Genomic DNA, 26,931 nt, shown 5'->3' with positions numbered 1-26,931 from the left:
CCTTCCTGATCATGAATTTTGTGGCGCCTGTTGCACGGATTTCAACTCGAAGAACTCAGCCAATCCGTGATGGCCCAGTTCGCGACCGTTACCCGACTGCTTATAACCCCCGAAAGGAGCGAGCATGTTGAAAAACGAGCCATTGATGTCGACCGCACCGGTACGTAACTGGCGGGCGACCCGGAGCGCGCGTTCGCGATCCCCGGACCAGACGGCTCCGGACAACCCGTACTCGCTGTCGTTGGCGATCTCGATCGCCTCTTCCTCACTGCCGTACGGCAGAATCGAGAGCACCGGTCCGAAGATTTCCTCACGGGCAATCCGCATGTCCGGGGTGACCATTGAGAAAGCGGTCGGCGTCACAAAGTATCCCGACGGTACACCTATCGGGACCTCGAGCCCACCATGGATGAGGGTGGCGCCTTCGTCGATACCGACCTGGACGTACTCACGCACGCTGTCGCGTTGCGCGGCCGATGCCAGCGGTCCCATCGTCGTGGCCTGGTCCAAAGGGTCGCCGAGAACATACTTGCGCAGGCGCGCCCGGACCAGTTCTTCCACCTCGCTGATTCGCGACTGGGGCACAAGCATTCTGGTGAGTGCCGTGCAGGTCTGCCCCGTGTTCGTGAAACAGTTCGCGACACCCACTTTCACGGCTTGCGCGAAATCGGCGTCATCGAGGATGACGTTGGCTGATTTCCCGCCCAGCTCAAGCGCGACCCGCTTCACTGTCCGGGACGCAACTTCACCAATCCGGCGGCCGGCACCAGTCGACCCCGTGAATGTCACCATGTCCACGTCCGGGTGACCGACCAATTCTTCGCCTACGACACGTCCCCGGCCGGACACAAGGTTGAAGACCCCGGGCGGAAACCCGATCTCTTCGATCAAGTCGGCGACAATGAACGCGCTCAGGGGCGCCACTTGGGAGGGCTTGAGAACCACGGTGCACCCTGCGACGAGGGCGGCACCGATCTTCCCCAGGACCTGCTGCAGTGGGTAGTTCCACGCGGTGACCGCGGCGACGACTCCGATCGGCTCGCGGAGCACCAGAGAGTTGCCGACCTGTTCCTCGACCTGGAAGTCCTCCATCAGCTCGCCATAGCTCTGCAGAACCCTTCGAGGGAGTCCGACCTGGACTGCAGTCGAGACCCGCAACGGTGTCCCCACCTCGGCCGAAATCAGCCGGGCGAGCTCGTCTGCGCGTTCGTCCACCTTGGTCGCCAACTTCGCCAGGAGGTCCAGCCGATCAGCCAGTGCGGTTCGCGACCAGGCGGGGAACGCGGCGCGGGCGGCGGCGACGGCCTTTTGGACGTCCTCGGCGGCACCGTCAGGGACTCGACCGATCACCAAACCTGTTATCGCGGAATGGACCTCGATGTCGCCACCTGCCGAACGTTGCCAGGTTCCGTCGATGAAGACGTGCTCACGATCGAGGGCGTTCATGATGTCAGTCCAGGTGTCTTGGCGTGTAACCGGCGCATCTTCGAGATCCAATCGTCGTAATCGGCGGCCTTCCCGCGGAAGTACTTCTCAACGGAGGGGTGGGTCAATATCAGGAATTGTTCCTTGCTCATCCCGTCGATGACGCAGTCCGCAGCCACGTCCGGTTCGATTGCACCGGCCACTGCAAACCACTCCCCCTGCGCTCCGCGCAGCATTGATGTACGGACTCCTTCAGCGACGATGCAGGAGACACGAATCCCCTTGCTGCCATAATGAATCGACAGCCACTCGGTAAGACCGAGGACTGCATGTTTACTGGTGGCGTATGGCGCGTTCCCGAGCGCGGTCAGCAATCCAGCGGCCGATGCGTTCTGGATCAGATATCCCGATCCGCGCTCCACCATGTGCGGCAGAACCGCTCGCGTCGCGTAGACCTGGGGCATTACGTTGACGTCCCAGACTCGCTGCCATGCCTCATTCGAGGCCCACGGATTCCCTCGCGCGTGAAGCGGAGTCACACCGTCGTGTGGTTCCCCCCACAGAACACCGGCGTTAGACACGAAGACGTCGATACGGCCAAGTTCACGAATGGTCTCCTCGGCCAGCCGAATCACCTGGGACTCATCGGACACATCCGCCACGACCCCGAGAGCTCCGATGTCTGCGGCGACTCTGGATGTGCCCTCGGCGTCGATATCCGAGACCACCACCGAAGCGCCCGCGGCGGCGAACCGCCGACACATGGCTTCACCCATGCCAGCGGCTCCCCCGGTGACAACGACGACCTTACCTGCGGGATCCATCCGATCAGATGAGCTTCGTGAGCTTCGCCGCGTTGTCCCACATGACCTTGCGCTCAGAGACAGGGTCCTTCAGTTCCGTGGCGACCTTCTCGTACTGGCGCGGTTCGGCGAGCCCTTCCGGGTGCGGGTAATCCGAGCCGAACAGCACCTGTTCCGCACCGAGGTGGTGCACGACCTCCGTGAGGTTGTCCTCCCAGAACGGTGCCACCCACACGTGCTGCCTGAACTGTTCGACCGGGTCCGATGCGAAGTAGCCCGGTCGCTGGAATCCTGCACGGTTGAGGCCCGACACCAGCAGTGGAAGGAACTCCGCACCGTTCTCGACGGAGGCGATGTGCAGGTCCGGGAACCGTTCGAAGAGTTTGTCGCAGGTTACCGCTGCCAAGTAGTTGGCGATGGCCCGCTCGTGACCGACTGCGATCTGCAGTGGCGATGCAATGCCGCCGATGATGTTTCCGGTGTAGCTCGTGTATTTGTCCAGACCCGAGCCGCCAACCTCGCCCACGTGGACGACGACCGTCGCGCCTGCCTCCTGAATACGTGCCCAGATCGGATCGAATACTTCCGATCCGGGGGAACGCCATCCACCGTCGGTGTACACGGCCTGCGCGCGGACCACGAAGATGCGTGCCCCGTTCGCGAGACCGTGCTCGACCTCCCCTACGGCGGTGTCCACGTCCCCGAACGCAAGGTAAGGCGAAGCGAAGATACGGTCCTTGTAGTTGTATCCCCAGTCGTCGAGCAACCACCGGTTGAACGCCTTGAATGCTTGGCCGGCGGCTTCTGGATCGAGCTGCAGCGCCTCCTCGTAGCCCATTCCCAACGAGGGCAACATCCAGACGGCCTGCAGGTTCTGCTCATCCATCTTGAGGATTCGGTCGTCCCTGTTGCGGTAGTGGGACGGAATCGGCTCACGATCCGAGAGGATCTCCACCAGCGACCGCTTCTCGGGGTTTCCCCGGAAGTAATCAGCCATCGCTCCCGGCTTCACGATGGGATCGAAGGTCGGGTTGGTAACGGTGTGGTCGATCTTGCCACCGACGATCTGCCGGGTTCTACCGTCGATATTCGCTGTCTGGACGGTGCGCTCCTTCCACTCCTTCGGAATGTGCCGAGTGAAAGCATCGAGCGGCTCGTAGTAGTGCTGGTCGGTATCGAGTACGGGGGGAAGTTCGGTCTCGCTCATGGGTTCTCCAGACATCGCGTTGGCAGAGTGATACTCCTCTGTCGGAATGAGGAGCCACATCCGCGTGATCGGACAAATCTAAATCTACTCAGAATTTGGTGGCTTTACAAGGTGTTTATCGAACTGCGCGGACACAGAGGGCGTCGATGATCGTCCCTCCGTTTTCGTCGACAATTGCCGGGTTGATCTCAATTTCGGCCAGCCCGTGTTCGCGGACCACATCACCCATTCGGTTCAGCGTCTCGAGGATCCAGCGGTCGTCGAGCGGCTTGCTGCCACGGAATCCGAATATCAATTCCGCCATCCGCAGTCGCGACAGCGCCTTCCGGAGGGTGTCCAGATCACAGGGAATCGGCACCTGCTCGACGTCACGGAGCACCTCCACCGCGGCACCTCCGACGCCGACGCTGCCGAAGATTCCCAGATCGTCTGCATCGCGGACGGTGAGCACGAGTTCGACCCCGCCCTTGATCATCTTCTGCACCAACCAGGTCGGTGCGGGTGCGCCTTCCGGGCGAGACACGACCCCATCCATTCGGGTGACGGCCTCCGTTACATCAGCGGGGTTCGTCAGATTGACCGCGACGAGTCCGAGTTCGGTCCGATGCGCGATGTCGTCATCGGCAGATTTGACCACCACGGGATACCCGAGACTATCTGCGGCAGCTGCCACTGACGTCGCGTGGTCACCGACAGCCATCGGCGCGACACTCAGTCCGTGGTCCACCAGAAGCTGCAGAGCGGTAGCGCCTCCGATGGTCGCCGGAGCGGACGCATGCCCTGCCCCCTCGGTCGGTGCCGCGCTCCCTGATGCGACTACCCGCTCAGGACCTATCAACGCCCGAACGACCCGGCCGAGATCCGAGGGGCTCTCCGCAACCAGAACTCCGCCTTCGCGGAGTTCCTTGATGTGGGCCTGCACCGCGTGACCTCCGTACCAGAGCACTACGACGGGTTTTCCGGTGTTGTGTCGCACGTCCAAGATGTCTTTGACGCTCTGGGCGTTCCAGCCTCTCGCACCCATGGGTAGTGGTACGCACACGGCCTCGACTGAAGGATCCTCAGCGACTGCCGCCAAGTACCCTCCGAAGTGGACGGGCATCGAACCCGGCCCCACATCCAATGGGTTCGGGATACTCGCGAAGTTCGGTAGCTGGGACTTCAACGTGTCGACGGTGTCCGGAGCAAGCGGGGGGAAGACTACCCCTGCGGTGGAGAGCTGCTCGGTCGCGAGCACCGCCATACCTCCCGAGTAGGCGACCATTCCCCACTGTCGGGGAAATTCCCGACCGTGAGCGCTCATCGCTCCCAGGACCCACAAATCGTCGGGGTCGTCCACCACGGTGACGCCGAGCGCCCGCAACAAGCCCAACTCCAGTGCGCCGCGGCCAACGATTTTGCCGGTATGGCTCGCGGCCGCCCGCTCACCGGCCGCGGTGCGTCCGCCAAGGTAGGTGATTAGTCGCTTGCCGGCCTCGTCGAGTTCGCGTACCGCAGCGGCAAACAGTTGCCCGTCCCGAATCGACTCCATATACAGCGCAACCGTGTCTACCTCCGGCAGACCGGCGAAGTAGGAGATGAAGTCGGGGATGTCCATGTCGCGCTGATTGCCGGTGCTCACGATATGGGAGATGCCGACACCTGCATTGCGCGCACGTTCAACGATCGTGCTACCGATTGCGCCGCTCTGCGCGATCACTGCAATCCGCCCTGCCGGAATGGGCTCACCTTCGGTGAGGACCGAGGTCATACTCATCGCCAAACCAGTGCGCACAGTCACCAGCCCTGTGCTGTTGGGACCGACAACATTGATGCCCTGCGCCTCGGCATAGCTCAGTAGCGATCGCTCCAACTCGTGGCCGGCCTCGCCCATGTCAGCGAATCCTGCCGTCAGAATCAAAGCCTGACGTGCCCCGATGGCGGCACAGTCCTCCAGAACACCTCGAACTGCTCCCGACGGTACAGCGATGACCACGACGTCTGGCGCCGACCTCATGTCCCGCAGCGATGGTAGAGCCGGGTGACCCTCGACGGTGGTAGCCGTCGGATGGATGACCGTGACCTCACCTTCGTAGCCGTACACTCCGAGATGATCCAGGACGGCTCGACCCCCGGCCTTGTATGCCTGTCCCGTACTGGTCGAAACACCCACGACGGCAACAGAGGATGGCTCGAGGAAATACTTGACGACATCTCCTCGTAACTGCGAGGAACCCTCCCCGACCTCCGCCGGGGGCGTCATCTGCTCAACCACCATGTCTGTGTGCCTTCCTGTGCTTTGTAGTACTCGACGAGTGCGAAATGTGTTGACGAAGATTTTTCTGCGTGGGGACGCAGTCGATCAGTCACGCCACGTGCGGAAAGGCAGAACGGCGAGGCTTCGCGTCTGGCCACCGTGTGCGGTGAGCTTCGCATCCTCAGGAAGGGAGAACCGCGGAATACGGCGGAAGATCTCCTCGAAGGCGATGGTCAGCTCCAGACGCGCGAGATGCGAACCGAGACAACGATGGCTACCCGCTCCGAAGACCATCGACTTGTCCGACGTGCGATCGATAAGGATCTGGTCTGCCTCGGGGAAGACGTCTTCGTCTCGGTGCGCGGATGCCAGTGGCAACACAACCCGGTCGCCTGGCTGCAACTCGACGCCACTGATGACCTTCCGCTCGGTGACCGTGCGGCTGGCATGGACGATGGGTTCGAACCGAAGCAATTCCTCGATGGTCCCGGGAATCAGTGACGGATCGGCGGCGAGCTGATCCTGTAGATCAGGTCGGCGTGCTAGATGCATGAAGCTGAAACCAATTGCCGTCGTGACAGTGTCGAGCCCGGCCAACACCAAGACGTAAGCGAAGTTGAGGATTTCTCGGTAGTCGAGCTTCCGCTGCCCCGGCATCTCAGCTTTGATCAGCACTGAGATGATGTCGTCGCCCGGCGTCTCGAGTCGCTCATCCACGAGTCCGCGTAGAAAGTTGTGTAGCGCCTTCCCTGCGTCGAGCCTGGCTGCGGTCTGAGCTTCGACATCGCCGTGCTCAGCGCCCTGTGTGGTGGTATGCAGAATAGTCCCTGCCCACTCGCACAGTTGGTCTCGCTGCTCCACGCTGAAGTCGAGTCCGACCAGACGGAGGAACACAGCACTGGGGTACGGCTGGGCGAACTCGGCCATGAAGTCGAATTCCTTCGACTCCAGCATTCCGTCGACCAACTCGATGGCGTACTGACGAACCGATTCCGCGATGTGCTCGATCGCCTTGGGTCGGAACAGCGGATCGACGATCATCCGGTAGCGTCGATGGTCGGGCGGATCCACCTCAAGCGGAATCAACGGCCTGGTGTGCCCCGGCGTCGCTGGAGTGTCCGCCGGCCACGACGAAAAGGTCGTCGCATCATGAAGGACCTCGGCGACGTCGTCGAACTTCGACACCACATAGAAGCCGCCGTAGTTGTCCGTGTGCGCCACAGGGCACTTCGCTCGTAGGGCCGCGAACTCCGCATGGGGATCCAACGCGAACTCGGGGTCGTAGTGATCGTAGTCGTGCCCCAGTGCCTGGAGCGCGCTGCAACCACCGCTCATCTTGTCAATCTGCTGGTCGTTCACCTGAACTCGTCTCGATCGTCGGGAGTGGTGGAATGGGGTTGCCCAGTTGCTGCCGCCGCGACCTCTTCTCGACAGAGTTCGGTGAGCGCGTGGGAGTCCTTGTAGAAGACATCGACGCGGACGATCTTGCCGTCTCGCACCTGATAGAGGTCGACACAGTCCAAGGCCAGACTTCGTCCTGTCACGCGTGATGTGAACATCCCGCGAACCGTCACTAGGATCCGGCATCCTGCCGCTGCGATCTCCGGCTGTTCGAGGTCGACACGGAAGTCCCGGTTCACGGCGCGGAGCATGCCGAGAAAACCATTCCTACCTACGTAGTCGCCGCCGAAGGGAAGGCTATCCGCCTCGGAAAACACATTCGCCTCGTCCAGAAGATCGAGGCATGCGGGGACGTCGCCCGCCCGCAGGCCGTCCGTGAACTCCCGGACGACCGTGATGCTGTCCTTCACTGTCACTAGCGCTCACCCTCTCACGGGAATGCATGGCCGCCCGTCCGTACTGGAAGGACGGCAACGTAACACTTCGTTTTCTACACAGATTTCGAACGCTAGTCAATGGAACAAGCACCTAGTTAAGCTACCGATGTTGCGATACTCTTTTCTAAATTAGGCACTACGTTCGCATCAGGTACCACGCCACGTTCGATCGAGAGTGGCCATCAGAGAGGACAACCGTGAGCTTCGCCCCCACCGATGAGCAGCGCGAACTTCAACAATTGGTCCGCAGATTCTGCGAGGAGAAGTCTCCGGTTGCCGAGGTTCGGCGACTCATGGACACCGAGGACGGCTTCGACACTGCAGTGTGGGATCAGATGGGAAAGGAGCTGGGGCTGCAGGCGCTCTTCATCCCTGAGATCTACGGGGGAATGGGATACACAGTGATCGAAGCGGGCCTCGTGCTTGAGGAGATGGGCCGAGCACTGCTCTGCGTGCCCTTCCTGTCCTCGGTGGTCCTGGCCGCTAATGCGATACTCGCCTGCGGCACGGACGAACAGCGCAAGCTACTGCTTCCCGGTATCGCAGGCGGCCAGGTCCGCGGCGCACTTGCATTCACTGAGACCACCGACACCTGGCGGCCCGGCGTGGTCACCACGGAAGCCACCCCAGACGGCCTTCACTACCGATTGCAGGGGCTCAAGACCCTGGTCGTGGATGGCCACACTGCGCACACAATCATCGTCTCGGCGCGTACACCGGGCAGCATCGGAACCGACGCAGTATCTCTCTTCGTCGTGCAATGCGACGACGCGCCCGGCATGACGCGACGCGTACTGCCGACACTCGATCAGACCCGCAAATTGGCGACGGTGGAGTTCGATGGAACCCCTGCCCAACTACTTGGCGAGATCGGAAGTGGGTGGTCAGCTCTGGAACACACACTCAAACTCGCCGCCGTGTGTCTCGCCTGCGAACAGCTCGGTGGAGCGGCTCGCTGCCTTGACATGTCGGTGGAGTACGCCAAGATGCGGATGCAGTTCGGACGACCGATCGGCAGCTTCCAAGCGATCAAGCACAGGTGCGCCGACATGCTGCTCGGGGTCGAATCCGCACGGTCCGCAGCGTATTACGCCTTGTCCGCCGCCGCCGCGGATGACGAGCTGCCGATGGCATCAGCCCTGGCTCGCGCCCACTGTTCCGAGGTCTTCTCCCGTGCTGCGAGTGAAAACATCCAGATTCACGGCGGCGTGGGTTTCACCTGGGAGCACGACGCTCACCTCTACCTCAAGCGTGCAAAGAGCTCCGAAGCACTCTTCGGTGGCATCGGATACCAGCAGGATCTGATCGCCGCGGGAATCGGTCTCTGAGTCTGTTCCTCCACCGATTGGGGCTCCTCAGTGATTGTGTATCACACAGCGCCGGAGTGGTTTTCATGCCGGGGATGTGCTTCATGGACCCCACATCCCTGGGGATGGTTAGATCCCATCCCCGCGTGCGATCGAACACAATGACTCGCTGCCGCGGCGGCGACCGCTATTGGCCCCCGTCAGTTGGAATTGAGCCGCACTGGCGCGCGCAGTTTTGCCCAATCACCGACGCCGGACAGCCAAGCGAAGAGCCACGCGTCCGCACAATCAATGTTGTGCGGAACGCGAGCCCGAGAAGCATTGCGAGATAGAATGGGGGTAACAATCTCTCGGGCGCCACATGAGCGACCATGTCGCAAGGAAGGTCGTTCCCCCAGGGGCGAAACAAACTCCCGCGCTCGAGGTGGCGGCCCGACACTACTTTCGTCCGAGCATGCATGGAACCTCGTCGGTCCCGCATCACGCCGAACCGCTTGTTCAGACGGAGTATCCGCCGTCGACCCGTATGGTCTGTCCCGTGACGTAGGAGGATTGGGGTCCCGCAAGGAATGCCACCACGTCGGCCAGCTCTTCCGGCGATCCGAATCGCCGAAGCGGAGTCGCACGAGTCGCCGCTTCGAGTGCTCGTTTGTCGTATTCGCCGCTCTCGATAAGGTCTTCCAAGAGGCCGGCCTGAATGACACCGACACCGACACAATTCGCTCGAACCCCGTACTTGCCCTCCTCGGCGGCGATCGCGCGCACCACCTGCTCTACGGCACCCTTGGGAGCTGCGGACAACAGATCCCGGGTAGCGTAGCGAAGCAATGCGGTCGTGACCAGGCATACTACCGAGCCTCGGCTCGCTCGCAGGGGTTCGATCGCTGGATGCAGAAGATTGAAGCACGCCGCAGCATCCCGCTGTAGCTGTTCCGCAAACAACTCGGGCTCGATCTGGGCGGTGTAGCGCATGGGTATTTGCGGGCCTGCCGCGTACACCACCGCGTCGAGTCGTGGCAAGCCGCGCACCAAGGCGCGGGTACTCGGCGCGTCAGTCAGATCGAGCTGATGCACCCACGCCTTGGTTCCCTGCTCTCGCACCGATTCTGCCGTGCGCTCAGCGGCCTCCGCGTTTCGGCGGTAGGTCAATGCAACGTCGTAGCCATCCCGGGCCAGCGCGCGACAGATGGCAGATCCGATTCCACCGCTACCACCGGCGACGAGTACCGTCCGCTCTCCGGATCCGATCTTTCCAAGGTCGTCCACTCTATTCCTCCACCTCGGCGTATCCGCCGTTATCAGTTGCACTCGCGTAACCGGGCATATCCCGTGACTACGGGCTGCCCGGCCTGGTTGACAGTTGCCAGGTCGAGCTCGACCACCCTGCAACCCTCGTCGTCGTTGACTACCGTGATCGTGGCAGTAGCTGTCAGCGTGTCGCCGGGCCACACCTGACGCTGGAAACGCACACCGAATCCGGTCAACTCGCCATCGACAATCCAATCGGTGAAGAGCTTCGCGGCAAGTCCCATGGTCAGCTGACCATGGGCGATCACCGAGGGATACCCTGCAACCTCGACGGCGTAGACCTCATCGCTGTGCAGCGGGTTGTAGTCTCCCGACGCGCCGGCATACATCACAATCTGGGTTCTCGAAAGATCTTCTACGACAACCAATTCTCTCGTGTCACCCACGGACAGCTCAGAAATTTTCGTGGACATGCTGGTCCTCACTCCTCAACGGTGCGCTCGGTAACAACGCGAACCCGGCGCGCCGTGACGGCGAGCTCGCCACGCTGGTTCACGAAGCGGGTGACCTCCTCGGAGAACCTCAACTTTCCCCCACGCCGGCTTTCCTTCTCCCACGAGTCACCCAACTCCCGATCGACACGCAGCACATCGCCGGGGCGGAGCGGCACATGATATTCATAGTGCTGCTCGGCATGAAGACTTGTTCCCCCACCCGAAGACACCGGTGCCGTCCCCGGGCCTCGCCCCGAGCCGTTCCACTCCACCCCCACCCGAGGACGATAGGGCCAGTCCGGGTCGAATTGTGCTGCTGCCGCAACAAATGTCGGTGGTGCCGTGATTCCGCCACGACGGCGAGTCTCCTCGTCGCCCTCGTCGTAATAGACAGGGTTGTCATCACCCAAGGCACGAGCGAACATCATGATGTGGCCGGCCTCAACGGGAAAGCTGAATCCGCCCTCGGACTGATCGGTTACGACTGTCTTCGCTTCGCTTCGCTCATTCTCCGCAGACATCAGCTCCGCGCCCCGTCCTGCACTCGAGGCTCACGCGGAAGCCCAAGTGTATTTTCACCGATGATGTTGCGCTGGACTTCACTCGTACCTGCATAGATCGTCCCTGAGTGCGCGGCCAAGAAGACGTCCTGCCAGGCGTCGACGGCATAGCCGGGGTCGTCCGGTCGAACGAGGGCTGCAGTGCCTGCGATCTCAAGAGCGATCGCGCCTAGACGGAGGTGATATTCGCTCCATCCGAGCTTCCAGGTCGACATCTGCCGACCCGGATCTCTTCCGGCGGCGACTTCTGCGACAGTCCGCATCCAGCTGCTGCGCAAGATCGTCACCTGTGTTTTCGCCCACGCGAGTTCTCGACGCACCGTTGGGTCTTTGTGCCTACCGTTGCTCCGCGCGAGTTGCACCAACTGCTCGAGTTCCCGCTCGCGCGCCTGGAGCAGCATCGTCGTCGCGCGCCCAGCGGCCGCCCGCTCGAATCCGAGGGTGGATTGCACGACTTGCCAGCCCTTGCCTAATCCGCCGATTACGCCCGAGAGCGGCGCCACTGTCCCGTCGAAGAAAACTTCGGCGAACTCCTCGGCACCGGTGATCTGGCGAATGGGGCGGACTTCGATGCCGTTCGATCCGGGTGTGAATTCTGTGATCACGTAGGACAGCCCTCGGTGCTTCGTCGCGCTGGGATCTGTCCTGCACAGGACGAAGATCATATTGGCGATGGCGAAACGAGAGGTCCATACCTTCTGGCCGGTGATCGTCACAGAGTCGTCATTCACTACGCCGCGGGTCTTTGCCGACGCAAGGTCCGATCCCGAACCCGGCTCGGAGAAACCCTGGCAGTATCGGTGCTCGCCGGAGATGATCCGAGGCAGGTAGTAGTCCTTCTGCTCGTCCGTTCCGTGCAGGATGATCGATGGTCCAACCATCGACTCGCCCTGAACCCGATCGACCCGAGGTAATCCCGCCTGGTAAAAGACCTCGTCCAACGCGGTCATCTGCGGCGCTTTCCAACCACGACCGCCGTACTCCTCCGGCCACGCCGGACAAACCAGACGAGCTTCCAGACAGCGCTGTTCCCACTCTTTGAACAGTGGGTCTTCCTGTGCTCGAGCGAGTTCCTCCTCGCCCTGCAGACTGCCCACCGACCCGGGGAGGTCAGCTCGGAGTCTCCAATCGATCAACTCCCGCAGCCCCTTTGGCGCATTCTTCGCTACCCACTGCTGCAGTTCGACCCGCAGAGTGTCCACAGATCCGTCGAGATCGGTCATCGCTGCACCTCGAGGAGGCTTACACCGGCATCGTCCTGTCCCAGGGGTGGACACGAGTAGCCTGCGAGTGCTTGAACTGTGCGTGAGACACTGGGGCGGCCGAGGTGTTCAGCCATCCACAGGCTCGTCGAGACTAGCGCGTGAAGATCTACACCGGTCTCGATACCCAGACCGTGCAGCATCCACACGAGGTCCTCCGTCGCGAGGTTTCCTGCTGAACTCTCCGCGAAAGGGCACCCCCCGAGTCCACCGGCCGAGCTGTCGATCGTGCGAACTCCACAGTGGAGGGCCGCCAGCACATTTGCCAATGCCTGCCCGTATGTGTCATGGAAGTGCACGGCGATGGCCTCGATGCCGATTCCCGAGTCGACCAACGCACCAATCAGCTCGGTAACCTGCCCCGGCGTACCTACTCCGATGGTGTCGCCGAGTGACAGTTGAGTGCAGCCGAGTGCCATCATCCGACCGGCGAGAGCGACCACATTGTCGATCGGCACCTCGCCTTCCCACGGGTCTCCGCAGCACATTGAGACGTAGCCACGAACACGGACACCCTCCTCCCGCGCCATCGCAACTACTGGTGCGAACATTTCGATCGACTCATCGATGCTGCGGCCGAGGTTGCGCTGAGAGAAGGTCTCGGTGGCGCTACCGAAGATCGCGATATCACCCACTCCCCGTCCGAGTGCACGTTTCAGCCCGCTGACGGTGGGTACGAGGACGGGGTACCGCAGATCCGAACCCAAGTCGAGACCGTCGAGGACGGCCTCGGCATCGGCCAGTTGTGGGACCCGCCCCGGGTGTACGAACCCAGCGGCTTCAATCGTGTTCAGGCCCGCTCCGGCGAGCCGCTCGATGAACTCGATCTTGACCGATGTCGGGATCGTCTCCTTTTCGTTTTGCAACCCGTCTCTGGGGCCAACTTCGTAGATAGTGACCGCGTTCGGCAGACCCGCTGCCGGAACCTGGGTCGGGGTGTGCATCACCATGTTCGTCTCCACTCTCTCAACGGCTTCGAATCGCCGATGTGCCCGCATCCATCAACGTCACACCCCGAGGGATCGACCGATGATCTCTTTCATAATCTCGTTCGTACCGCCATAGATACGCTGCACTCGGGCGTCGACGAAAGCCCGCGCGATCGGGTACTCGCTCATATATCCATATCCACCGTGCAGCTGCAGGCATCTGTCTACGACACGGTTTTGCAGATCGCTACACCACCACTTTGCAACAGCAGCCTCCTCGGCACTGAGTTCGCCTGCATTGTGAGCCAGCACGCACTCGTCCACGAACGTCGTCGCGATGAGGATCTCGGAATGCATCTCGGCGAGCGAGAATCTGCTGTTCTGGAATGACCCGACCTTCTGTCCGAATGCCGTGCGTTCCTTCGTATATTCGAGAGTCAACTCGAGAGCTGCACGTGCTGCGGCAACGCTGATTGTCGCGATCGCCAAGCGCTCCTGCGGTAGATTCTGGGTCAGATAGTGGAACCCGGCTCCCTCCTCGCCGAGAAGGTTCGCAGCCGGAACACGGGCGTTCTCGAAGAAGAGTTCTGCAGTATCCTGCGCATGCATTCCGATCTTCTCGAGCCGGCGGCCGCGGGTGAAGCCGACCTGAGAACGCTCGACGACGATGAGGCTCAAACCACCGGTTCGCTTGGACGGATCCGTTTTCGCGACAACAATGACAATGTCGGCGTTGATTCCGTTGGTGATGAACGTCTTCGATCCGTTGAGGACGTAGTGCTCGCCGTCGCGAATCGCAGTCGCTCGCACCGCGCCCAGATCCGATCCGGTCCCTGGCTCGGTCATTGCGATCGCGGTGATCAGGTCGCCGGTCACGACCCCAGGCAGCCACCGCTCGCGCTGCTCCTCGTTTGCGCAGTGCAGCAGATAGGCGATCCCTGTGTCATTGTGTAGTGACATGCCTAGGCCGGAGGCGTTCACCCCCGCGGCCTGCACTTCCTCGTGGATCACGTAGTTGTAGCGGAAGTCCGGTTCCCCGCCGCCGCCGTACTGTGTCGGCACGTCCATCCCGAGGAATCCGAGCTTTCCTGCCGCGTAAAACAGTTCACGAGGGACTATGCCGTCGCGTTCCCACTGCAGGTGGTAAGGCACCACCTCTTTGTCCAGGAATTGGCGGAAGCTTTCGCGGAACATCTCGTGCTCGGCATCGAAAATTGTACGTTTCATCAGCGAGCCGCCCAGGTGGAGCTACTCGAGCCGGTCATCAGATCACTCCGCGCTTACGCAGTGCACTGATGTCCTCTTCGCTGTAGCCGAGCTGCTCCAGCACACTGTCGGTGTGCTCACCGAGGGCTGGCGCCGGCTGTCCGATGTCGAAGGGCTGACCCGAGACCGGCGCCGGCCATCCGGTACTCCGGTACGGTCCGGCCACCGGATGGACCGACTCGTGCACAATCTCGCGAGCTCGCAGATGCGGATCGGCCAACGTGTCGTTCTTGGAGTTGGCCGGGCACAGCGGAATGTCGTGCTCGCGCGCGATGTCCATCCACTCGGCAACTGTCTTGGAGCGGAAGATCGGCGCGAGCTCGTCGAACAGATCCGCTCGGCCACCGTCGGCGAAGTCGACTGCGAAGGTGGTGTTCTTGACATCGGTCAGATCTTGGCGTCCGACCGCGGAGCAGAAATTGTCCCAGAACTTGTGCTCGATCGCGGCCAGCAGAACCGCCTTACCGTCCTTGGTCTGGTAGTACGTGTACTTCGGTCGCCTCCGCGGGTCGAGGCCGACGGGCGGGGGCGGATTCCGGCGGTCGGTAATCTGGTCGTAGTTCCACGCCATGACTGCATCCAGGCTCTGGTTTGCGAGCACCGCATCGGCTCCGGCCGCGTCGATATATGCGCCCTCACCGGTTTTGTCTCGGTGACGCACTGCCGCGACTGTGGTCAGTGCCGCGTAGAGTGCGGTAGAAAGCGGACCGTCGATCGAGCCGGAGAAATACACGCCCTCAGGCGCCACAACCTCGGTCACCATACCTTCGTCGGACACATCGTACTGCGATTGCCCGGCGACAGCACCCATCATGTAGCCGTGCACGGGAATCTGGCTGTAGTCACCGCGCGCACCGAAACCGCTTGCTTGGGTGTAGATAATGTCCGGCTTGGCGGCCCTTTGCTCCGCGTACCCGATACCGAGCTTGTCACACGCATCGCCGGCAAATCCATCGACGAAGACGTCAGCGGTCCGAAGCAGTTCGAAGAAGATCTTTCGACCCTCGTCACTACGGAGGTCGAGCTCGACGCTGCGCTTATTGCGGTTACACAACAGATGGAAGACGCTGTTCTGCGGCGTGATGCGATCTCCCAGTTCGCGCAGGTAATCGCCCGTACCGGGTCGTTCTATCTTGATTACGTCTGCTCCCAGATCGCCGAGCAACCGGCTCGTCTGGTCGCCAGTGGGAAGCAATGCGCATTCGAGGACACGTATGCCCTCCAAGAGCCTGATCATACTTTTCTCCAGAGCTCCTCAACTGAGGGAAGGGACGGACGATAGAAGAATTCTAACCTAATCCAGATTAGGCTCTAATCTAATGACGAACCGCTGCAGGGTCAAGGCTTCGAATGCGAGGCTCGGCGACCCGGATCCGACGACCTCGCAGCATGGGCCCGCTACCGTGGTTTACATGGACTGTCGGCATGTACACATGCCGCACCACATGACAGTCCGCCTGGTCAGGTGACGCACACTTACTCAACGGAGTCGGTATGCTGGTCGAATCCAATACAGATTCAATGCGAGGCGCGGAGTCCGTCGCCACAGCATCAAGAGAGCGATGGGGAGGGAATCATGAGTGGTGGACGAACCCGGCCAGGCAAGAAGGCCATGGCCACGCGGGCACGGATCCTAGACTCTGCAGCACACACCTTCCGCACAAAGGGGTACGCGGGTACGCGATTGTCCGACGTGGCCGCCGCAGCAGACACACAGGCCGGGAGTCTGTACTACCACTTCCCCTCACGTGAAGAACTGGTCGAGGAGGTCCTCAGAGTCGGCCAAGAACGCACGAGTGGCTACGTCAGACGTCGCGTCGCGGCCCTCTCCGATGACGCTTCTTGCCTCGATCGCCTACGGGAAGCGATCGACGCTCATCTGGACTCCACGCTCGAGAGCGGCGACTACACGGCAGCGACGATTAGGATCATCGGACAGGTGCCCGAGGAGATCCGTAAGCGTCGTCTCCATGAGCAACGCGAGTACGGCCTATTCTGGCGCGGACTGGTCAACGACGCTCACGAGTCGGGCGAAATCCGGACCGACCTCGACAGTTCAGTACTGCGCATGCTCCTGCTCGGCGCGATGAACTCCGTCCCCGACTGGTTTCGACCGCGCCGAGACGGCCTGTCTGCAGCAGCGTTCAAGCAGCAATTCGAGTCCTTGTTCCTGGAAGGTCTCGCCATCACGAAATCGAGCGGACTCCGGCCATTGGACGGCGAACTAGAGGCCGTCAAATCCGCGGAGTCGACCGTACTCCTGAGCGCGGAGCGCCAGGACGACATGGCAGACGGTGCGAAACGGATACTGGACGGTGCGGCAAAAGTGTTCCGCCAGAATGGCTATGCCGGGACACGCCTGGCGGATGTCGCGGCGGCGGCGGGCATTCAGACCGGGAGCATGTACTACTACTTCGACTCCCGTGAGCACCTCGTCCGCGAATTGCTACTCGCCGCCTGGAAACGGACCGACGATCTTGCCCGCACGAGTGTCAATGCGCTGCCAGCGACCGCTTCAGCGCTCGAAAGGTTCTCCACAGTCCTTACCGCCCACCTACTCTCGGTACTTCGGAGCAGCATGTACACGTCAGCGCTAGTCCGAATCCTCGGACAGATCTCCGACGTGGTGCGTGAACAGACCGTCGCTAACCAGCGGGCCTACCTGGACTACTGGCGTGGACTCCTGAACGAGGCGATCACCGCAGGCGAGGTCCGCGACGACCTCGACCCCATGGTTGTCACCATGTTGATGACAGGCGCTCTCAACTGGACAGTCGAGTGGTACAGCGCTGATGGAGACCTGAACCCTGAACAACTCGCGATCCAGTTTTCGACACTTGTCTTCGACGGCATCGCAGGTGAACTGACGTCCGCCAAGATCAGAGCAGCTACTGCGTAAGGGGGTTGGTCCAGCGAGCCTTCGGTAGGTAATTGGTTCATCCAGGGCAGGGCGCGCTGATCCGGCCGGCGAGCGCACTTGCCGCCTGGAGTGATGGTTGATCCTGGAGCTAGATGCTATTCCTGGGGACGTTGGAATGCCGACGCGACTTGCCGCCGATTCCGGTTTGGGTCGGTGGTGATTGTAGTGATAGAGCCAGGACTGGTAGGTCGCCGAGAGGATCCCCTCGGAACAGATACGTCTCGGCGTACGCCCACTCGGCGGCGGCCAAGGTGCGATTGAAGCGCTCCCATTGGTCTGCGAGAACGCCAAACACCGCTACGCCCGGCTTGTGTGTCGGTTGTTCTTATCCGATATCGGCGCAAGGCCGCTTCGACGGTGGATCGGGCCAGATGCAGGTAGTAGCCGACCGGCCCAGCGGCGGGTGAATCGCAGTCAGACGATCCGCCGTTCAGTTCGCGACGCGGTGCGGCGCGGTGCGGGCTGTGGTGTGGACGGAACGAGCGGTCCCGCATCGCCTCATCGCCCACCTTTTCGATGACGGCCGGCCCATTTCTTGGCGGGTTGCCGGTGAGCATTGGAAACCGTTCGGCGGCGCGGCGCCAGGCCTCCGATTATGCCGTGGCGACGTGGTATGCAAGTCCGGTTGAGTCGTTCGACTGTCCGCTTTCCACCAGGGGCGACGGGTTTGTTGAATTCCTGTTTGATCCCGAGTTCGTGCCCGTTCGCCTCCTATACCGGCCCTGATCGAGGTGTTCTCCGGCGTCGCGGTCCGGGCGTCGACGCGGGCAGCGGCCACGCTCGGGCACCAAGCTCTCTCGCGGTCGTGACGCCAGACATTCCGTGGTGGCGAGCCCGGAAGGATACTCGAGGACGACTCTCACGTTCTGCGCGGCCGACCGACTCCCCGCATCGGCGCTCAGCGAAGTCGGTTCTCGAACCACCACAGGCCACTTCCGCCGGAATGCGTCCCCACTTGACCAGAGAGGCGCCGGCTAGCCCGCGGCTAGAGAGTGTCTGCTAATTGCGGACGCGGTGGTGAATGACGAGCGCAGCGAGGAGTACGCCACCGAGGTAGGTGGTGGCGTACTTGTCGTAGCGGGTGGCGATGCCACGCCACTGCTTGAGGCGCCCGAAACCACGCTCGACGGTGTTGCGTTCGCGGTAGCGGTCCTTGTCGAATGCCGGTGGTCGACCCCCGGCCGATCCCTTCTCCTTGCGTCGACGGATCTGGTCGCGGCGTTCGGGGATGGTGTGCGAGATTCTGCGTTCCCGCAGGTTCTCGCGGGTACTCGGGTGCGAGTACGCCTTGTCGGCCAGCAGCCGGAACGCTTCGGTGTCGTGGGCGCGGTGCGCGTCGAGCAGCGGTGCCAGGTAGGGGTTGTCGCCCGCCTGTCCCGGCGAGAGCAGCAGCGTCAACGGGCAACAGAACGTGTCGGTGAGAGCGTGGATCTTGGTGCTCAAACCGCCGCGGGAGCGGCCGAGTGCGTGGTCGGCGGGTTCGTTGGCCAGATTCTTGTCATTCGACCGAGCCCCCTGTGTGCGCATCGGTCAGGGCGCCGGCGGAGTGCTGGTGGGCGCGGACGATGGTCGAGTCGATCGACAGTAGACGTTCGAGCTGTTCTTCTCGTTCGGGGGCCGCCGCCCGTACGGCGGCGAACATCCGGATATAGGTGCCGTCGTCGGACCAGCGGCGATGCCGTTCCCAGATCGACTGCCATGCACCGAAGTGTTCGGGCAGGTCGCGCCACGGTGACCCGGTGCGGAATCGCCAGGCGATTCCCTCCAGGGTCAACCGTTGATCGTTCCACGGACGTCCACTCCGTCCCGTCAGAGAAGGGAGGACGGGTTCGATCACAGTCCACAGGGCATCGGAAATCTTGTTGGCCGATCCAGGTGCGGACGTCTTTTTCCAGTGCCGCAACACTTTTGTGGACGCTGCGGCGGATCAGCTGGTCCGTGAGAAGCCCGAACCATCGCTCCACCTGGTTGATCCAGGAGGATCCGGTCGGGGTGAAATGCAGGTGGAATCGGGGGTGTCGCTGGAGCCAGGCGCGGATGGCGGGGGTTTTGTGGGTGGCGAGGTTGTCGCAGACCAGATGGATGTCCAGTTCGGCTGGGACGGCCTTGTCGATGGCGATCAGGAACTTCTTGAATTCCACCGCGCGATGTCGCCGGTGGATCTCGGAGATCACGGTGCCGTCGGCGATGTTGAAGGCGGCGAAGAGACTGGTGATGCCGTGGCGGGTGTAGTCGTGGCTGCGGCGTTCGGGCATGCCGGGCATCATCGGCAGCACCGGCTGGGATCGATCCAGCGCCTGCATACCGGATTTCTCGTCCACGCACAGCACCACCGCCTTCTCCGGCGGGTGGTGGTAGAGGCCGACGACATCGACGACCTTGTCCACGAACTGCGGGTCACTCGACAGTTTGAACCCGTCCACGAGATGCGGTTTCAAGTCGAACTTGCCCCAGATTCGGCCGATCGTCGTGCGCGACAGCCCGGTTCGTTTCGCCATCGACGTCCGCGACCAGTGCGTCGCATTCGGTGGCGTCTGTTCCAGCGTTGCGATCACCACGTCCTCGACCTGGTCGAGCAGGATCGATGGCGGCCGACCGGGGCGGGGCTCGTCGACCAGGCCCTCGAGCCGATTGGCGACGAACCGGCGCCGCCACCGAGCCACGGTGCCGGCCGTGATCCGCAGATCCTCGGCGACCTCCTTGTTCGACGCACCCGCTGCGCACGCAAGCACAATCTTCGACCGCAATGCCAACGCCTGCGAGGTCTTCGCTCGCCGCGACCAACGGGTCAACTGCTCCCGCTCGCCCTCGGTCAACACCAGATCCGACTTCGGTCGTCCCGGACGCTGCTCGTCACGCAATCCGCCGACCCGCGATTGCGCAAACCGTGTGCGCCACTTACTGACCGTCATCGTCGTCACGCCCAGATCAGCGGCAACCCGGTCGTACACCACCCCGGGCTCGGCACACGCCAGCACGATCCGTGCCCGCACCGCCAACCTCGACGATCCCCCAGACCACGCCAGAAGCTGATCACGCTCGTCATCGGTCAACGCAAGCTCGGCACCACGCCCTGAATCCGTCACCCTACTACCATAGGTAATTACATCGATCATTTCAGGACCGACACACTAGCCCCGCACACCGTGATCGAATCCAGATTCAAATCATGGGACAGGGCCGGGCCCGCGCTTCAAGCCGGCACCCCCCTACCTCGCGTTCGAATCTTGGTTCCCTTATCGCGTAACCAGGATCCGAGTGACACTCAAGCACCGCTCTCTCGTGCTTTTGCCGCTGTGATTCCAGTGACAGGACGGCGTCAGCCGCGAAACCGCCGCCGCCTCACCACGGACAGCTGCGTCCGTCATTGCTACCTAACAAGATTTAGATTAGATTCTAATCAAAATCTGATACACCACAAAGGAGCCACGTGAGCGGCCTCATTGCATACGGTGCGTACATACCGCATTATCGCCTGCGCGTAAAAGAAATCGGGTCGGTCCTAGGCGGGCCCGGCGGGCCCGGGTCTCGTTCGGTCGCCGCCTACGACGAAGACACGACGTCCATGGCCGTCGAGGCCGCCCGCATCGCCTTGCGCGGTCTCCCCGGGACCGTCGCGCCGGGGCGCGTGTACTTCGCCACCGCCAATCCTCCGTATCTCGACAAGACAAATGCTGCTGTAATCCACGCAGCACTCAGTCTTCCCGCGAGGGCGCTGGCAGTCGACCTCGGTGGGGCACCTCGATCGTCCATCGGCGCTGTTCTCGCCGCTGCCGAGTCGACGGAACCTGCTCTCGCGCTTCTCTCGGACGTAAGAACCGGGTTGCCCGGAGGGGCCGACGAACGGCAGGGCGGTGATGCGGCGGCAGCACTCTTGTTCGGGGCAGGAACCGCTGATGCCCCGGTCATTGCCGAGCTCATTGCGCACGCCTCGATAACCGATGAATTCCTCGACCGCTGGCGGCTGCCCAGCGACACTACGTCGCGGGTATGGGAAGAGCGCTTCGGCGAACATGTGTACGCGCCCCTCGCAACCGATTCCTTCTCGGCAGCTCTCGACCAGGCAGAAATCGGCGCTGACCAGGTCGACCACCTTGTCGTGTGCGGACTGTCCCCGAAAGCGGTCCGGCAGTTCGCCGCATCGAGCGGCGCCGGTCCCGATGCCATCGCACCAGATCTCACCACGTCGATCGGCAACCCTGGAACTGCCCAGCCCGGCGTCCTGCTCGCTGACGTACTCGACCGCGCAACTCCGGGACAAACGATCGCGCTGGTTCTGCTTGCCGATGGCGCTTCCACCCTGATTCTGCGCACGACCGAACACCTCGCAAATCAGCTGGCCTCGACGCTGACGGTCGCCGAACAGATTGCGGCCGGTGACGACTCGCTGAGTTACGCCACCTACCTGTCATGGAAAGGAACTCTGCGCCGTGAGCCGCCCCGACGGCCGGAGCCGGAGGCACCGGCAGCGCCGCCGACCCACCGATCGGAGAAGTGGAAGTACAGCTTCCATGGGTCGCGTTGTGATCGGTGTCAGACCGTCAGCCTGCCGCCGGTCCGCGTCTGCTATGGCTGTGGCGCCATCGACGATGCGACCCTACAGCCGATGGCAGACGTTCCGGCCCGCGTGGCCACCTTCACCGTAGACCGGTTGGCCTATACCCCCAGCCCTCCAATGGTTGCCGTTGTAGTGGACTTTCACGGCGGTGGCCGCTTCCGCTGCGAACTGACGGACAGCAGCGAATCCCCGACGATAGGAGCCGCCGTCGAGATGACGTTCCGTCGGCTCATGACCTCCCACGGTGTTCACAACTATTTCTGGAAAGCCCGGCCGGCCCGCCGCCAGACCAAGGAGAGCTGATATGGCTTCGCATGGAATTTGTGATCAAGTTGCCATCATCGGCATGGGGTGCACCACATTCGGTGAGCATTGGGACCGCTCGGCCGACGACTTGATTCTCGACGCCGTAAGTTCGACGACCGCTAGCGCCGGCGTAGCACTGGAGGACGTTGATGCCTTCTGGCTGGGAACCTACCTGTCCGGGGTTTCAGGGCTGAGCCTGAGCAGACCATTGCGGCTACGTGGAAAACCAGTAACCCGCGTCGAGAATATGTGCACGACCGGATCGGAGGCACTGCGCAATGCGTGTTACGCCGTAGCAAGTGGCGCCTACGACATGGCTATGGCGGTCGGAGTAGAAAAGCTCAAGGACTCGGGCTATTCAGGATTACTCAGACATTCGATTCCGTCCGACGCCACAGGCGGAACCCTCGGAACAACCACTGCACCAGCAAATTTCAGCCTACTCGGTCCAGCCTATGCCGAGAAGTACGGTGTGGACAGTGACGAACTCAAGACTGTCCTGACCAGGATCGCATGGAAGAATCACCGCAACGGGGCCTCCAATCCGCGCGCGCAGTTCCGCAAGGAGGTGTCGCTCGAGACCATTTCCCGTTCGCCCTTGGTTGCGGGACAACTCGGGATCTTCGATTGTTCGGGTGTGTCGGACGGTGCGTCGGCGGCTATCGTGGTCCCGGCGAAGGACGCGCATCGGTATACCGACAATCCCCTCTACGTAAAAGCGTTGTCTCTGGTGTCGGGTGCCGCTGACGGCAACGTCGACCCCGGATACGACTTCACCTCGTTTCCCGAGGTAGTCGCTTCGGCGCGCAACGCCTATGCCGAAGCGAGTGTGGTCGATCCGCGTACCGAGATCGCGATGGCGGAGGTTCACGACTGTTTTACAGTCACTGAACTCGTGCTGATGGAAGATCTCGGCTTCGTTGACCGCGGAACTGCCTGGAAGGCGGTACTTTCCGGCACCTTCGATCTCGACGGAGAGCTTCCAGTCAATCCCGACGGCGGTCTGAAGGCATTCGGGCACCCCGTGGGTGCGAGCGGTCTGCGAATGTTGTTCGAGTGCTGGCTGCAATTGCGTGGCGAGGCCCCGGAGGACCGCCGCATCGGCACTCTCGTTGAGGGAAAGAAGCTGGGGCTGACCCACAACCTCGGCGGTGGACCCGGTGAGTGCGTGTCGTTCGTCTCGATCGTCGGAACCGAACTAAATTCCTAATCCCCCGGCCATCAATATGGAGGTCTCACATGCGTGACGCCGTTGTCGTCGAAGCCCTACGAAGCCCGGTCGGGAAAAGGAAAGGAGGGCTCGCCGACACACATCCAGCCGACCTCAGCGCGGTGGTCCTCACTGCGCTCGCCGAGCGAACCGGCCTCGATACCGCTATCATCGACGATGTCGTGTGGGGCTGCGTCGGTCAGGTTGGAGAACAGACCGGTGACGTCGCCCGAACCGCAATCCTTTCCGCCGGGTGGCCAGAGCATGTACCCGGTGTGACAATCGACCGGCAGTGCGGCTCGTCTCAACAGGCAATTCACTTCGCCGCTGCGGGTGTAATCGCGGGGCACTACGAGTTCGCGGTAGCTGGCGGTGTCGAATCGATGTCACGGGTGACGATGGGACTGGCATTCACGCTCGGTGGCGACCCGTTCTCGGGTGACGGATGGCAGAGCCGGTACGGTGCCACCGCCAATCAGGGTGTGGGTGCCGAAACAGTTGCGAACCTCTGGAATCTGTCCCGCAACCAGCTCGACGAGTACGCACTTCGGTCGCACGCCCGCGCTGCCGTCGCTCAGGACGAGGGCGCCTTCGATGAGCAAATTGTTCCGGTCCATACCCCGACCGGTGTCGTCGCCCGCGACGAAGGAATCCGACGCGGCGGTACCGCGGAGGCACTGGCCACCCTCCGACCCGCCTTCACCGAGGACGGAGTCATCCACGCGGGCAATTCGTCACAGATCTCCGACGGTGCAGCAGCATTGATGGTTACCACGAGCGAGAACGCCCGACAGCATGGCCTCACACCACTCGCCAGGGTTCACACTGCCGTTGTGACCGGATCCGATCCGATGATTATGCTGACCGGGCCGATTCCCGCCACCAAGAAGGCGCTCAAGACAAGCGGACTCTCGCTCTCGGACATCGGCGCCTTTGAGATCAATGAGGCGTTCGCCCCGGTACCGCTCGCGTGGGCGAGCGACTTCGACGCCGATCAGAACAAGCTCAATCCGCTGGGCGGCGCGATCGCACTCGGGCATCCCGCGGGTGGGTCGGGAGCACGCATCGCAACAACGCTGATACACCACATGCGAAACCACGGAATCAAATACGGGCTCCAATCGATGTGCGAAGGCGGCGGCCAAGCCAATGCGACCATCTTCGAGCTTCTCTGATCACTCGATCGCATCGATGGACCAGTTGACCACGAAGGGAACAATACGATGGAGATTCAAGGAAAATCAGCAATTGTGACTGGTGGAGCGGGCGGTCTCGGCGAGGCGACGGTCCGTCGCCTCGTCAGTGACGGTGCCCGGGTCATCATCGCCGACCTGTCCGAAGAGAAAGGCGAAAAGCTCGCCGCCGACCTGGGCAGTGCCGCTAGGTTCGTTCGGACCGACGTGACCGACGATGCCTCCGTTGCTGCCGCTGTCGCGGCCGCAACCGAACTCGGCGAACTCCGCGTCGCGGTCAATGCTCACGGCGGTCCCGTCGCACAACAGCGGATTCTAGGTAGGGACGGCTCGCCGATGCCACAGAAGCTGTTCGACCGAACCATCGCGATCTACCTCTCCGGAACCTTCAACGTTCTACGCCAAACAGCTAGTGCAATGTCCGCGTTGCCACCGCTCGAATCGGGAGTCCGCGGGCTCGTCGTCGACACGGCAAGCATTGCTGCCTTCGAAGGCCAAGTCGGCCAGTCGGACTACAGCGCCGCGAAGGGTGGCGTCGTCGGCCTCGGACTGGTCGCGGCGCGGGACCTGTCCGCGGTGGGAGTCCGTGTCGTGACCATCGCTCCCGGAACATTCTTTACGCCCGCATTTCAAATGGACGAAGCGCAGGCCGAAGAAACCTGGGGTCGCACGGTTCCGTTTCCGAAGAGAATGGGGCGAGCGACCGAGTACGCCGATCTGGTGTCATTCGTCGTCGGAAACGACTACATCAACGGCGAAACCGTCCGAATAGATGGTGCCCAGCGATTCGGTCTCAAGTAGCATCGGCCTCATCGAGCGCTAGTGTAGCTCGATCTCCAGAATCGGAGCTAAATTGTCCAGTCACACCTCTGCCCCGGTCACGCTAGATCGGGATCAACACACTCTGATCATTACGATCAACAGGCCCGACGCCCGCAACGCCGTCGACGCAGCTGTCAATCAAGCTGTGGGTGACGCCATGGAATCCGCAGAGAAGGACAACGACATCCGCGCCGTGGTCCTCACTGGCGCCGGAGACAAGGCGTTCTGCGCCGGTGCTGATCTGAAAGCAATCGCACGCGGAGAGAACATCGTCCCTACCGAAGGGCACAGAGCCGCCTGGGGATTCGCCGGCTACGTCTCGCACCACATCTCGAAACCGACGATTGCAGCGGTCAATGGAATGGCACTGGGTGGCGGAACCGAATTAGGGTGTGTCTCCCAATGATTTGTGGTGTTGTGCTGCAGAATCTTCGGTGTGGCAGACGTTGTTGATCGGTTTGAGGTGTTGACGGACAAGCAGTGGGAGTTGCTCGCGCTGCTCTTGCCCAGTTCCGATGGGCTCCGGGGGCGGAAGTTCCGGAACAATCGTGTGGTGGTCGAGGGGATGCTGTATCGACTGCGGACCGGGGTGCCCTGGCGGGATCTCCCGTCGCATTTCGGGCCCTGGAAGACGGTGTGGAAGCGGCATCGCCGCTACGCCGGAGACGGAACCTGGGATCGGGTGCTGACAGCCCTGGTCGCGATGGCCGACGCCGGCGGGAACCTGGACTGGGCGGTATCGGTCGATTCCACGGTGGTCCGTGTCCATCAGCACGGCGCGAACGCCGCCCGCCACACAGGGGGATCTACCGAATTACACGAACCTGCGTGACGAGCCTGCCGATCACGGCATCGGCCGGTCGAGGGGCGGGTTGACCAGCAAGGCGCACCTGGCGTGCGACGGTCACGGGCGCCCACTGTCGGTGCTGGTCGGCCCCGGCCAAGCCGGTGACAGTCCGATGTTCGCCCACGTGCTGGAGGGTATTTGCGTCCCGCGGCTCGCCGGCGGAGCGCACCGCACGCGCCCCGACGAGGTCCGGGCCGACAAGGCGTACTCATCACGGGCCAACCGGGAACTGCTGCGCAGCAGAGGCATCAAGGCGGTAATCCCGGAGAAGACCGATCAGGCAGCGAACCGGGTGAACAAGGGCCGCGCGGGCGGGCGGCCACCGAACTTCGACCCGGAGTCCTACAAGGGGCGCAACGTGGTCGAACGGGCCTTCAACAAGGCGAAACAGTGGCGTGCGGTGGCCACCCGCTACGACAAACTCGCCCTCACCTACCGCGCCGGATTCCTGCTCGCCGGCATCGTCGAGTGGCTCAAACTATTAGGAGACATGTCCTAGT

Annotated in this window: 20 protein-coding genes and 4 pseudogenes; 8 read left to right on the top strand and 16 right to left on the bottom strand. The window is 62.2% G+C overall.

The window, feature by feature from the left end; all coding sequences use genetic code 11:
- Window positions 1-9: 9 nt before the first annotated feature.
- The 6 genes from ACNJ7E_RS10485 to ACNJ7E_RS10460 form a co-directional block, all read right to left on the bottom strand.
- On the bottom strand, window positions 10-1,449 hold the full coding sequence (locus ACNJ7E_RS10485; RefSeq protein ID WP_237724016.1) for an aldehyde dehydrogenase family protein: 1,440 nt from the start codon (window positions 1,447-1,449) through the stop codon (window positions 10-12).
- Window positions 1,443-2,249, bottom strand: coding sequence for an SDR family oxidoreductase (locus ACNJ7E_RS10480; protein WP_016881738.1), 807 nt, complete (start codon window positions 2,247-2,249; stop codon window positions 1,443-1,445). Before ACNJ7E_RS10480 ends, ACNJ7E_RS10485 begins: the two co-directional genes overlap by 7 nt.
- A 4-nt stretch (window positions 2,250-2,253) precedes the next feature.
- Window positions 2,254-3,435: an amidohydrolase family protein gene (locus tag ACNJ7E_RS10475; protein ID WP_016881739.1), complete on the bottom strand. Its 1,182-nt coding sequence runs from the start codon at window positions 3,433-3,435 to the stop codon at window positions 2,254-2,256.
- Between the two features lie 115 nt (window positions 3,436-3,550).
- The gene (locus ACNJ7E_RS10470) at window positions 3,551-5,677 is read right to left on the bottom strand and encodes an acetate--CoA ligase family protein (protein WP_051004148.1); all 2,127 of its coding nucleotides are present in this window, start codon (window positions 5,675-5,677) and stop codon (window positions 3,551-3,553) included.
- A 99-nt stretch (window positions 5,678-5,776) separates the two neighbouring features.
- Window positions 5,777-7,030, bottom strand: a complete 1,254-nt coding sequence (locus ACNJ7E_RS10465; RefSeq protein WP_016881742.1) for a cytochrome P450 — start codon at window positions 7,028-7,030, stop codon at window positions 5,777-5,779.
- Window positions 7,027-7,488 carry a nuclear transport factor 2 family protein gene (locus ACNJ7E_RS10460; protein WP_157180129.1) on the bottom strand — a complete coding sequence of 154 codons (462 nt, stop codon included), beginning with the start codon at window positions 7,486-7,488 and terminating at the stop codon, window positions 7,027-7,029. Before ACNJ7E_RS10460 ends, ACNJ7E_RS10465 begins: the two co-directional genes overlap by 4 nt.
- Before the next feature lie 218 nt (window positions 7,489-7,706).
- Here ACNJ7E_RS10460 and ACNJ7E_RS10455 point away from each other — a divergent pair, with 218 nt between their 5' ends.
- A complete protein-coding gene (locus ACNJ7E_RS10455) occupies window positions 7,707-8,837 on the top strand; it encodes an acyl-CoA dehydrogenase family protein (protein ID WP_016881744.1) in 1,131 nt (376 codons plus the stop codon).
- Between the two features lie 477 nt (window positions 8,838-9,314).
- Here ACNJ7E_RS10455 and ACNJ7E_RS10450 read toward each other — a convergent pair whose 3' ends face one another.
- The 7 genes from ACNJ7E_RS10450 to ACNJ7E_RS10420 are packed head-to-tail and all read right to left on the bottom strand — an operon-like array spanning window position 9,315 to window position 15,812.
- Window positions 9,315-10,082: an SDR family NAD(P)-dependent oxidoreductase gene (locus ACNJ7E_RS10450; protein WP_016881745.1), complete on the bottom strand. Its 768-nt coding sequence runs from the start codon at window positions 10,080-10,082 to the stop codon at window positions 9,315-9,317.
- A gap of 32 nt (window positions 10,083-10,114) precedes the next feature.
- The gene (locus tag ACNJ7E_RS10445) at window positions 10,115-10,537 is read right to left on the bottom strand and encodes a MaoC family dehydratase (RefSeq protein ID WP_037196640.1); all 423 of its coding nucleotides are present in this window, start codon (window positions 10,535-10,537) and stop codon (window positions 10,115-10,117) included.
- Between the two features lie 8 nt (window positions 10,538-10,545).
- Window positions 10,546-11,079, bottom strand: a complete 534-nt coding sequence (locus ACNJ7E_RS10440; protein WP_020476773.1) for an FAS1-like dehydratase domain-containing protein — start codon at window positions 11,077-11,079, stop codon at window positions 10,546-10,548.
- The gene (locus ACNJ7E_RS10435; RefSeq protein WP_418339792.1) at window positions 11,079-12,341 is read right to left on the bottom strand and encodes an acyl-CoA dehydrogenase family protein; all 1,263 of its coding nucleotides are present in this window, start codon (window positions 12,339-12,341) and stop codon (window positions 11,079-11,081) included. Before ACNJ7E_RS10435 ends, ACNJ7E_RS10440 begins: the two co-directional genes overlap by 1 nt.
- The gene (locus tag ACNJ7E_RS10430) at window positions 12,338-13,330 is read right to left on the bottom strand and encodes a hydroxymethylglutaryl-CoA lyase (RefSeq protein ID WP_037196646.1); all 993 of its coding nucleotides are present in this window, start codon (window positions 13,328-13,330) and stop codon (window positions 12,338-12,340) included. The genes ACNJ7E_RS10435 and ACNJ7E_RS10430 overlap by 4 nt, the downstream gene beginning before the upstream one ends.
- 57 nt (window positions 13,331-13,387) lie before the next feature.
- A complete protein-coding gene (locus ACNJ7E_RS10425; protein ID WP_418339791.1) occupies window positions 13,388-14,536 on the bottom strand; it encodes an acyl-CoA dehydrogenase family protein in 1,149 nt (382 codons plus the stop codon).
- A gap of 37 nt (window positions 14,537-14,573) precedes the next feature.
- Complete coding sequence (locus tag ACNJ7E_RS10420; RefSeq protein WP_016881751.1) at window positions 14,574-15,812, bottom strand: CaiB/BaiF CoA transferase family protein; 1,239 nt, start codon at window positions 15,810-15,812, stop codon at window positions 14,574-14,576.
- Window positions 15,813-16,151: 339 nt separating this feature from the next.
- On the opposite strand from ACNJ7E_RS10420, the gene ACNJ7E_RS10415 reads away from it, so the two are divergent.
- On the top strand, window positions 16,152-17,474 hold the full coding sequence (locus ACNJ7E_RS10415; protein ID WP_157180130.1) for a TetR-type transcription factor C-terminal domain-containing protein: 1,323 nt from the start codon (window positions 16,152-16,154) through the stop codon (window positions 17,472-17,474).
- Window positions 17,475-17,583: 109 nt separating this feature from the next.
- Here ACNJ7E_RS10415 and ACNJ7E_RS10410 read toward each other — a convergent pair.
- The 3 pseudogenes from ACNJ7E_RS10410 to ACNJ7E_RS10400 form a co-directional block, all read right to left on the bottom strand.
- A pseudogene (locus tag ACNJ7E_RS10410) lies at window positions 17,584-17,763 on the bottom strand (IS481 family transposase); the annotation flags it as partial.
- Between the two features lie 731 nt (window positions 17,764-18,494).
- A pseudogene (locus tag ACNJ7E_RS10405) lies at window positions 18,495-19,353 on the bottom strand (IS5 family transposase).
- Window positions 19,354-19,375: 22 nt separating this feature from the next.
- Window positions 19,376-20,611, bottom strand: a pseudogene (locus ACNJ7E_RS10400) (IS630 family transposase); the annotation flags it as partial.
- 314 nt (window positions 20,612-20,925) lie between these two features.
- Here ACNJ7E_RS10400 and ACNJ7E_RS10395 point away from each other — a divergent pair.
- The 6 genes and pseudogenes from ACNJ7E_RS10395 to ACNJ7E_RS10370 all read left to right on the top strand — a co-directional run bounded on the left by ACNJ7E_RS10395 (window position 20,926) and on the right by ACNJ7E_RS10370 (window position 26,930).
- On the top strand, window positions 20,926-22,356 hold the full coding sequence (locus tag ACNJ7E_RS10395) for an OB-fold domain-containing protein (RefSeq protein WP_029538842.1): 1,431 nt from the start codon (window positions 20,926-20,928) through the stop codon (window positions 22,354-22,356).
- A 1-nt stretch (window position 22,357) separates the two neighbouring features.
- Entirely contained in the window at window positions 22,358-23,569 is a 1,212-nt protein-coding gene (locus ACNJ7E_RS10390) for an acetyl-CoA acetyltransferase (RefSeq protein WP_029538845.1), read from the top strand.
- Between the two features lie 29 nt (window positions 23,570-23,598).
- A complete protein-coding gene (locus ACNJ7E_RS10385) occupies window positions 23,599-24,744 on the top strand; it encodes a thiolase family protein (protein ID WP_016881758.1) in 1,146 nt (381 codons plus the stop codon).
- A 48-nt stretch (window positions 24,745-24,792) separates the two neighbouring features.
- Window positions 24,793-25,563 (top strand): SDR family NAD(P)-dependent oxidoreductase, encoded by a 771-nt coding sequence (locus tag ACNJ7E_RS10380; RefSeq protein ID WP_418339790.1) that lies wholly within the window; start codon window positions 24,793-24,795, stop codon window positions 25,561-25,563.
- Window positions 25,564-25,615: 52 nt separating this feature from the next.
- Window positions 25,616-25,972, top strand: a pseudogene (locus tag ACNJ7E_RS10375) (enoyl-CoA hydratase/isomerase family protein); the annotation flags it as partial.
- 48 nt (window positions 25,973-26,020) lie between these two features.
- Window positions 26,021-26,930 (top strand): IS5 family transposase gene (locus tag ACNJ7E_RS10370; protein WP_418339763.1). Its coding sequence is split into 2 segments (ribosomal slippage): window positions 26,021-26,377 and window positions 26,379-26,930, totalling 909 coding nucleotides; the frame shifts between segments, so codons are not numbered across the junction.
- Window position 26,931 lies beyond the last annotated feature (1 nt).

It is taken from the genome of Rhodococcus mengyinensis (assembly GCF_048381435.1).
Taxonomy (GTDB): Bacteria; Actinomycetota; Actinomycetes; order Mycobacteriales; family Mycobacteriaceae; genus Rhodococcus_F; species Rhodococcus_F opacus_D.
This window is presented reverse-complemented; position numbering and strand designations above follow the sequence as displayed.

Coding starts and splice junctions, on each gene's coding strand:
- ACNJ7E_RS10480 (WP_016881738.1), bottom strand. CDS start 2,249: ATGGATCCCGCAGGTAAGGTCGTCGTTGTCACCGGGGGAGCCGCTGGC.
- ACNJ7E_RS10475 (WP_016881739.1), bottom strand. CDS start 3,435: ATGAGCGAGACCGAACTTCCCCCCGTACTCGATACCGACCAGCACTAC.
- ACNJ7E_RS10470 (WP_051004148.1), bottom strand. CDS start 5,677: ATGACGCCCCCGGCGGAGGTCGGGGAGGGTTCCTCGCAGTTACGAGGA.
- ACNJ7E_RS10445 (WP_037196640.1), bottom strand. CDS start 10,537: ATGTCCACGAAAATTTCTGAGCTGTCCGTGGGTGACACGAGAGAATTG.
- ACNJ7E_RS10440 (WP_020476773.1), bottom strand. CDS start 11,079: ATGTCTGCGGAGAATGAGCGAAGCGAAGCGAAGACAGTCGTAACCGAT.
- ACNJ7E_RS10435 (WP_418339792.1), bottom strand. CDS start 12,341: ATGACCGATCTCGACGGATCTGTGGACACTCTGCGGGTCGAACTGCAG.
- ACNJ7E_RS10430 (WP_037196646.1), bottom strand. CDS start 13,330: ATGGTGATGCACACCCCGACCCAGGTTCCGGCAGCGGGTCTGCCGAAC.
- ACNJ7E_RS10425 (WP_418339791.1), bottom strand. CDS start 14,536: ATGAAACGTACAATTTTCGATGCCGAGCACGAGATGTTCCGCGAAAGC.
- ACNJ7E_RS10420 (WP_016881751.1), bottom strand. CDS start 15,812: ATGATCAGGCTCTTGGAGGGCATACGTGTCCTCGAATGCGCATTGCTT.
- ACNJ7E_RS10415 (WP_157180130.1), top strand. CDS start 16,152: ATGAGTGGTGGACGAACCCGGCCAGGCAAGAAGGCCATGGCCACGCGG.
- ACNJ7E_RS10390 (WP_029538845.1), top strand. CDS start 22,358: ATGGCTTCGCATGGAATTTGTGATCAAGTTGCCATCATCGGCATGGGG.
- ACNJ7E_RS10385 (WP_016881758.1), top strand. CDS start 23,599: ATGCGTGACGCCGTTGTCGTCGAAGCCCTACGAAGCCCGGTCGGGAAA.
- ACNJ7E_RS10380 (WP_418339790.1), top strand. CDS start 24,793: ATGGAGATTCAAGGAAAATCAGCAATTGTGACTGGTGGAGCGGGCGGT.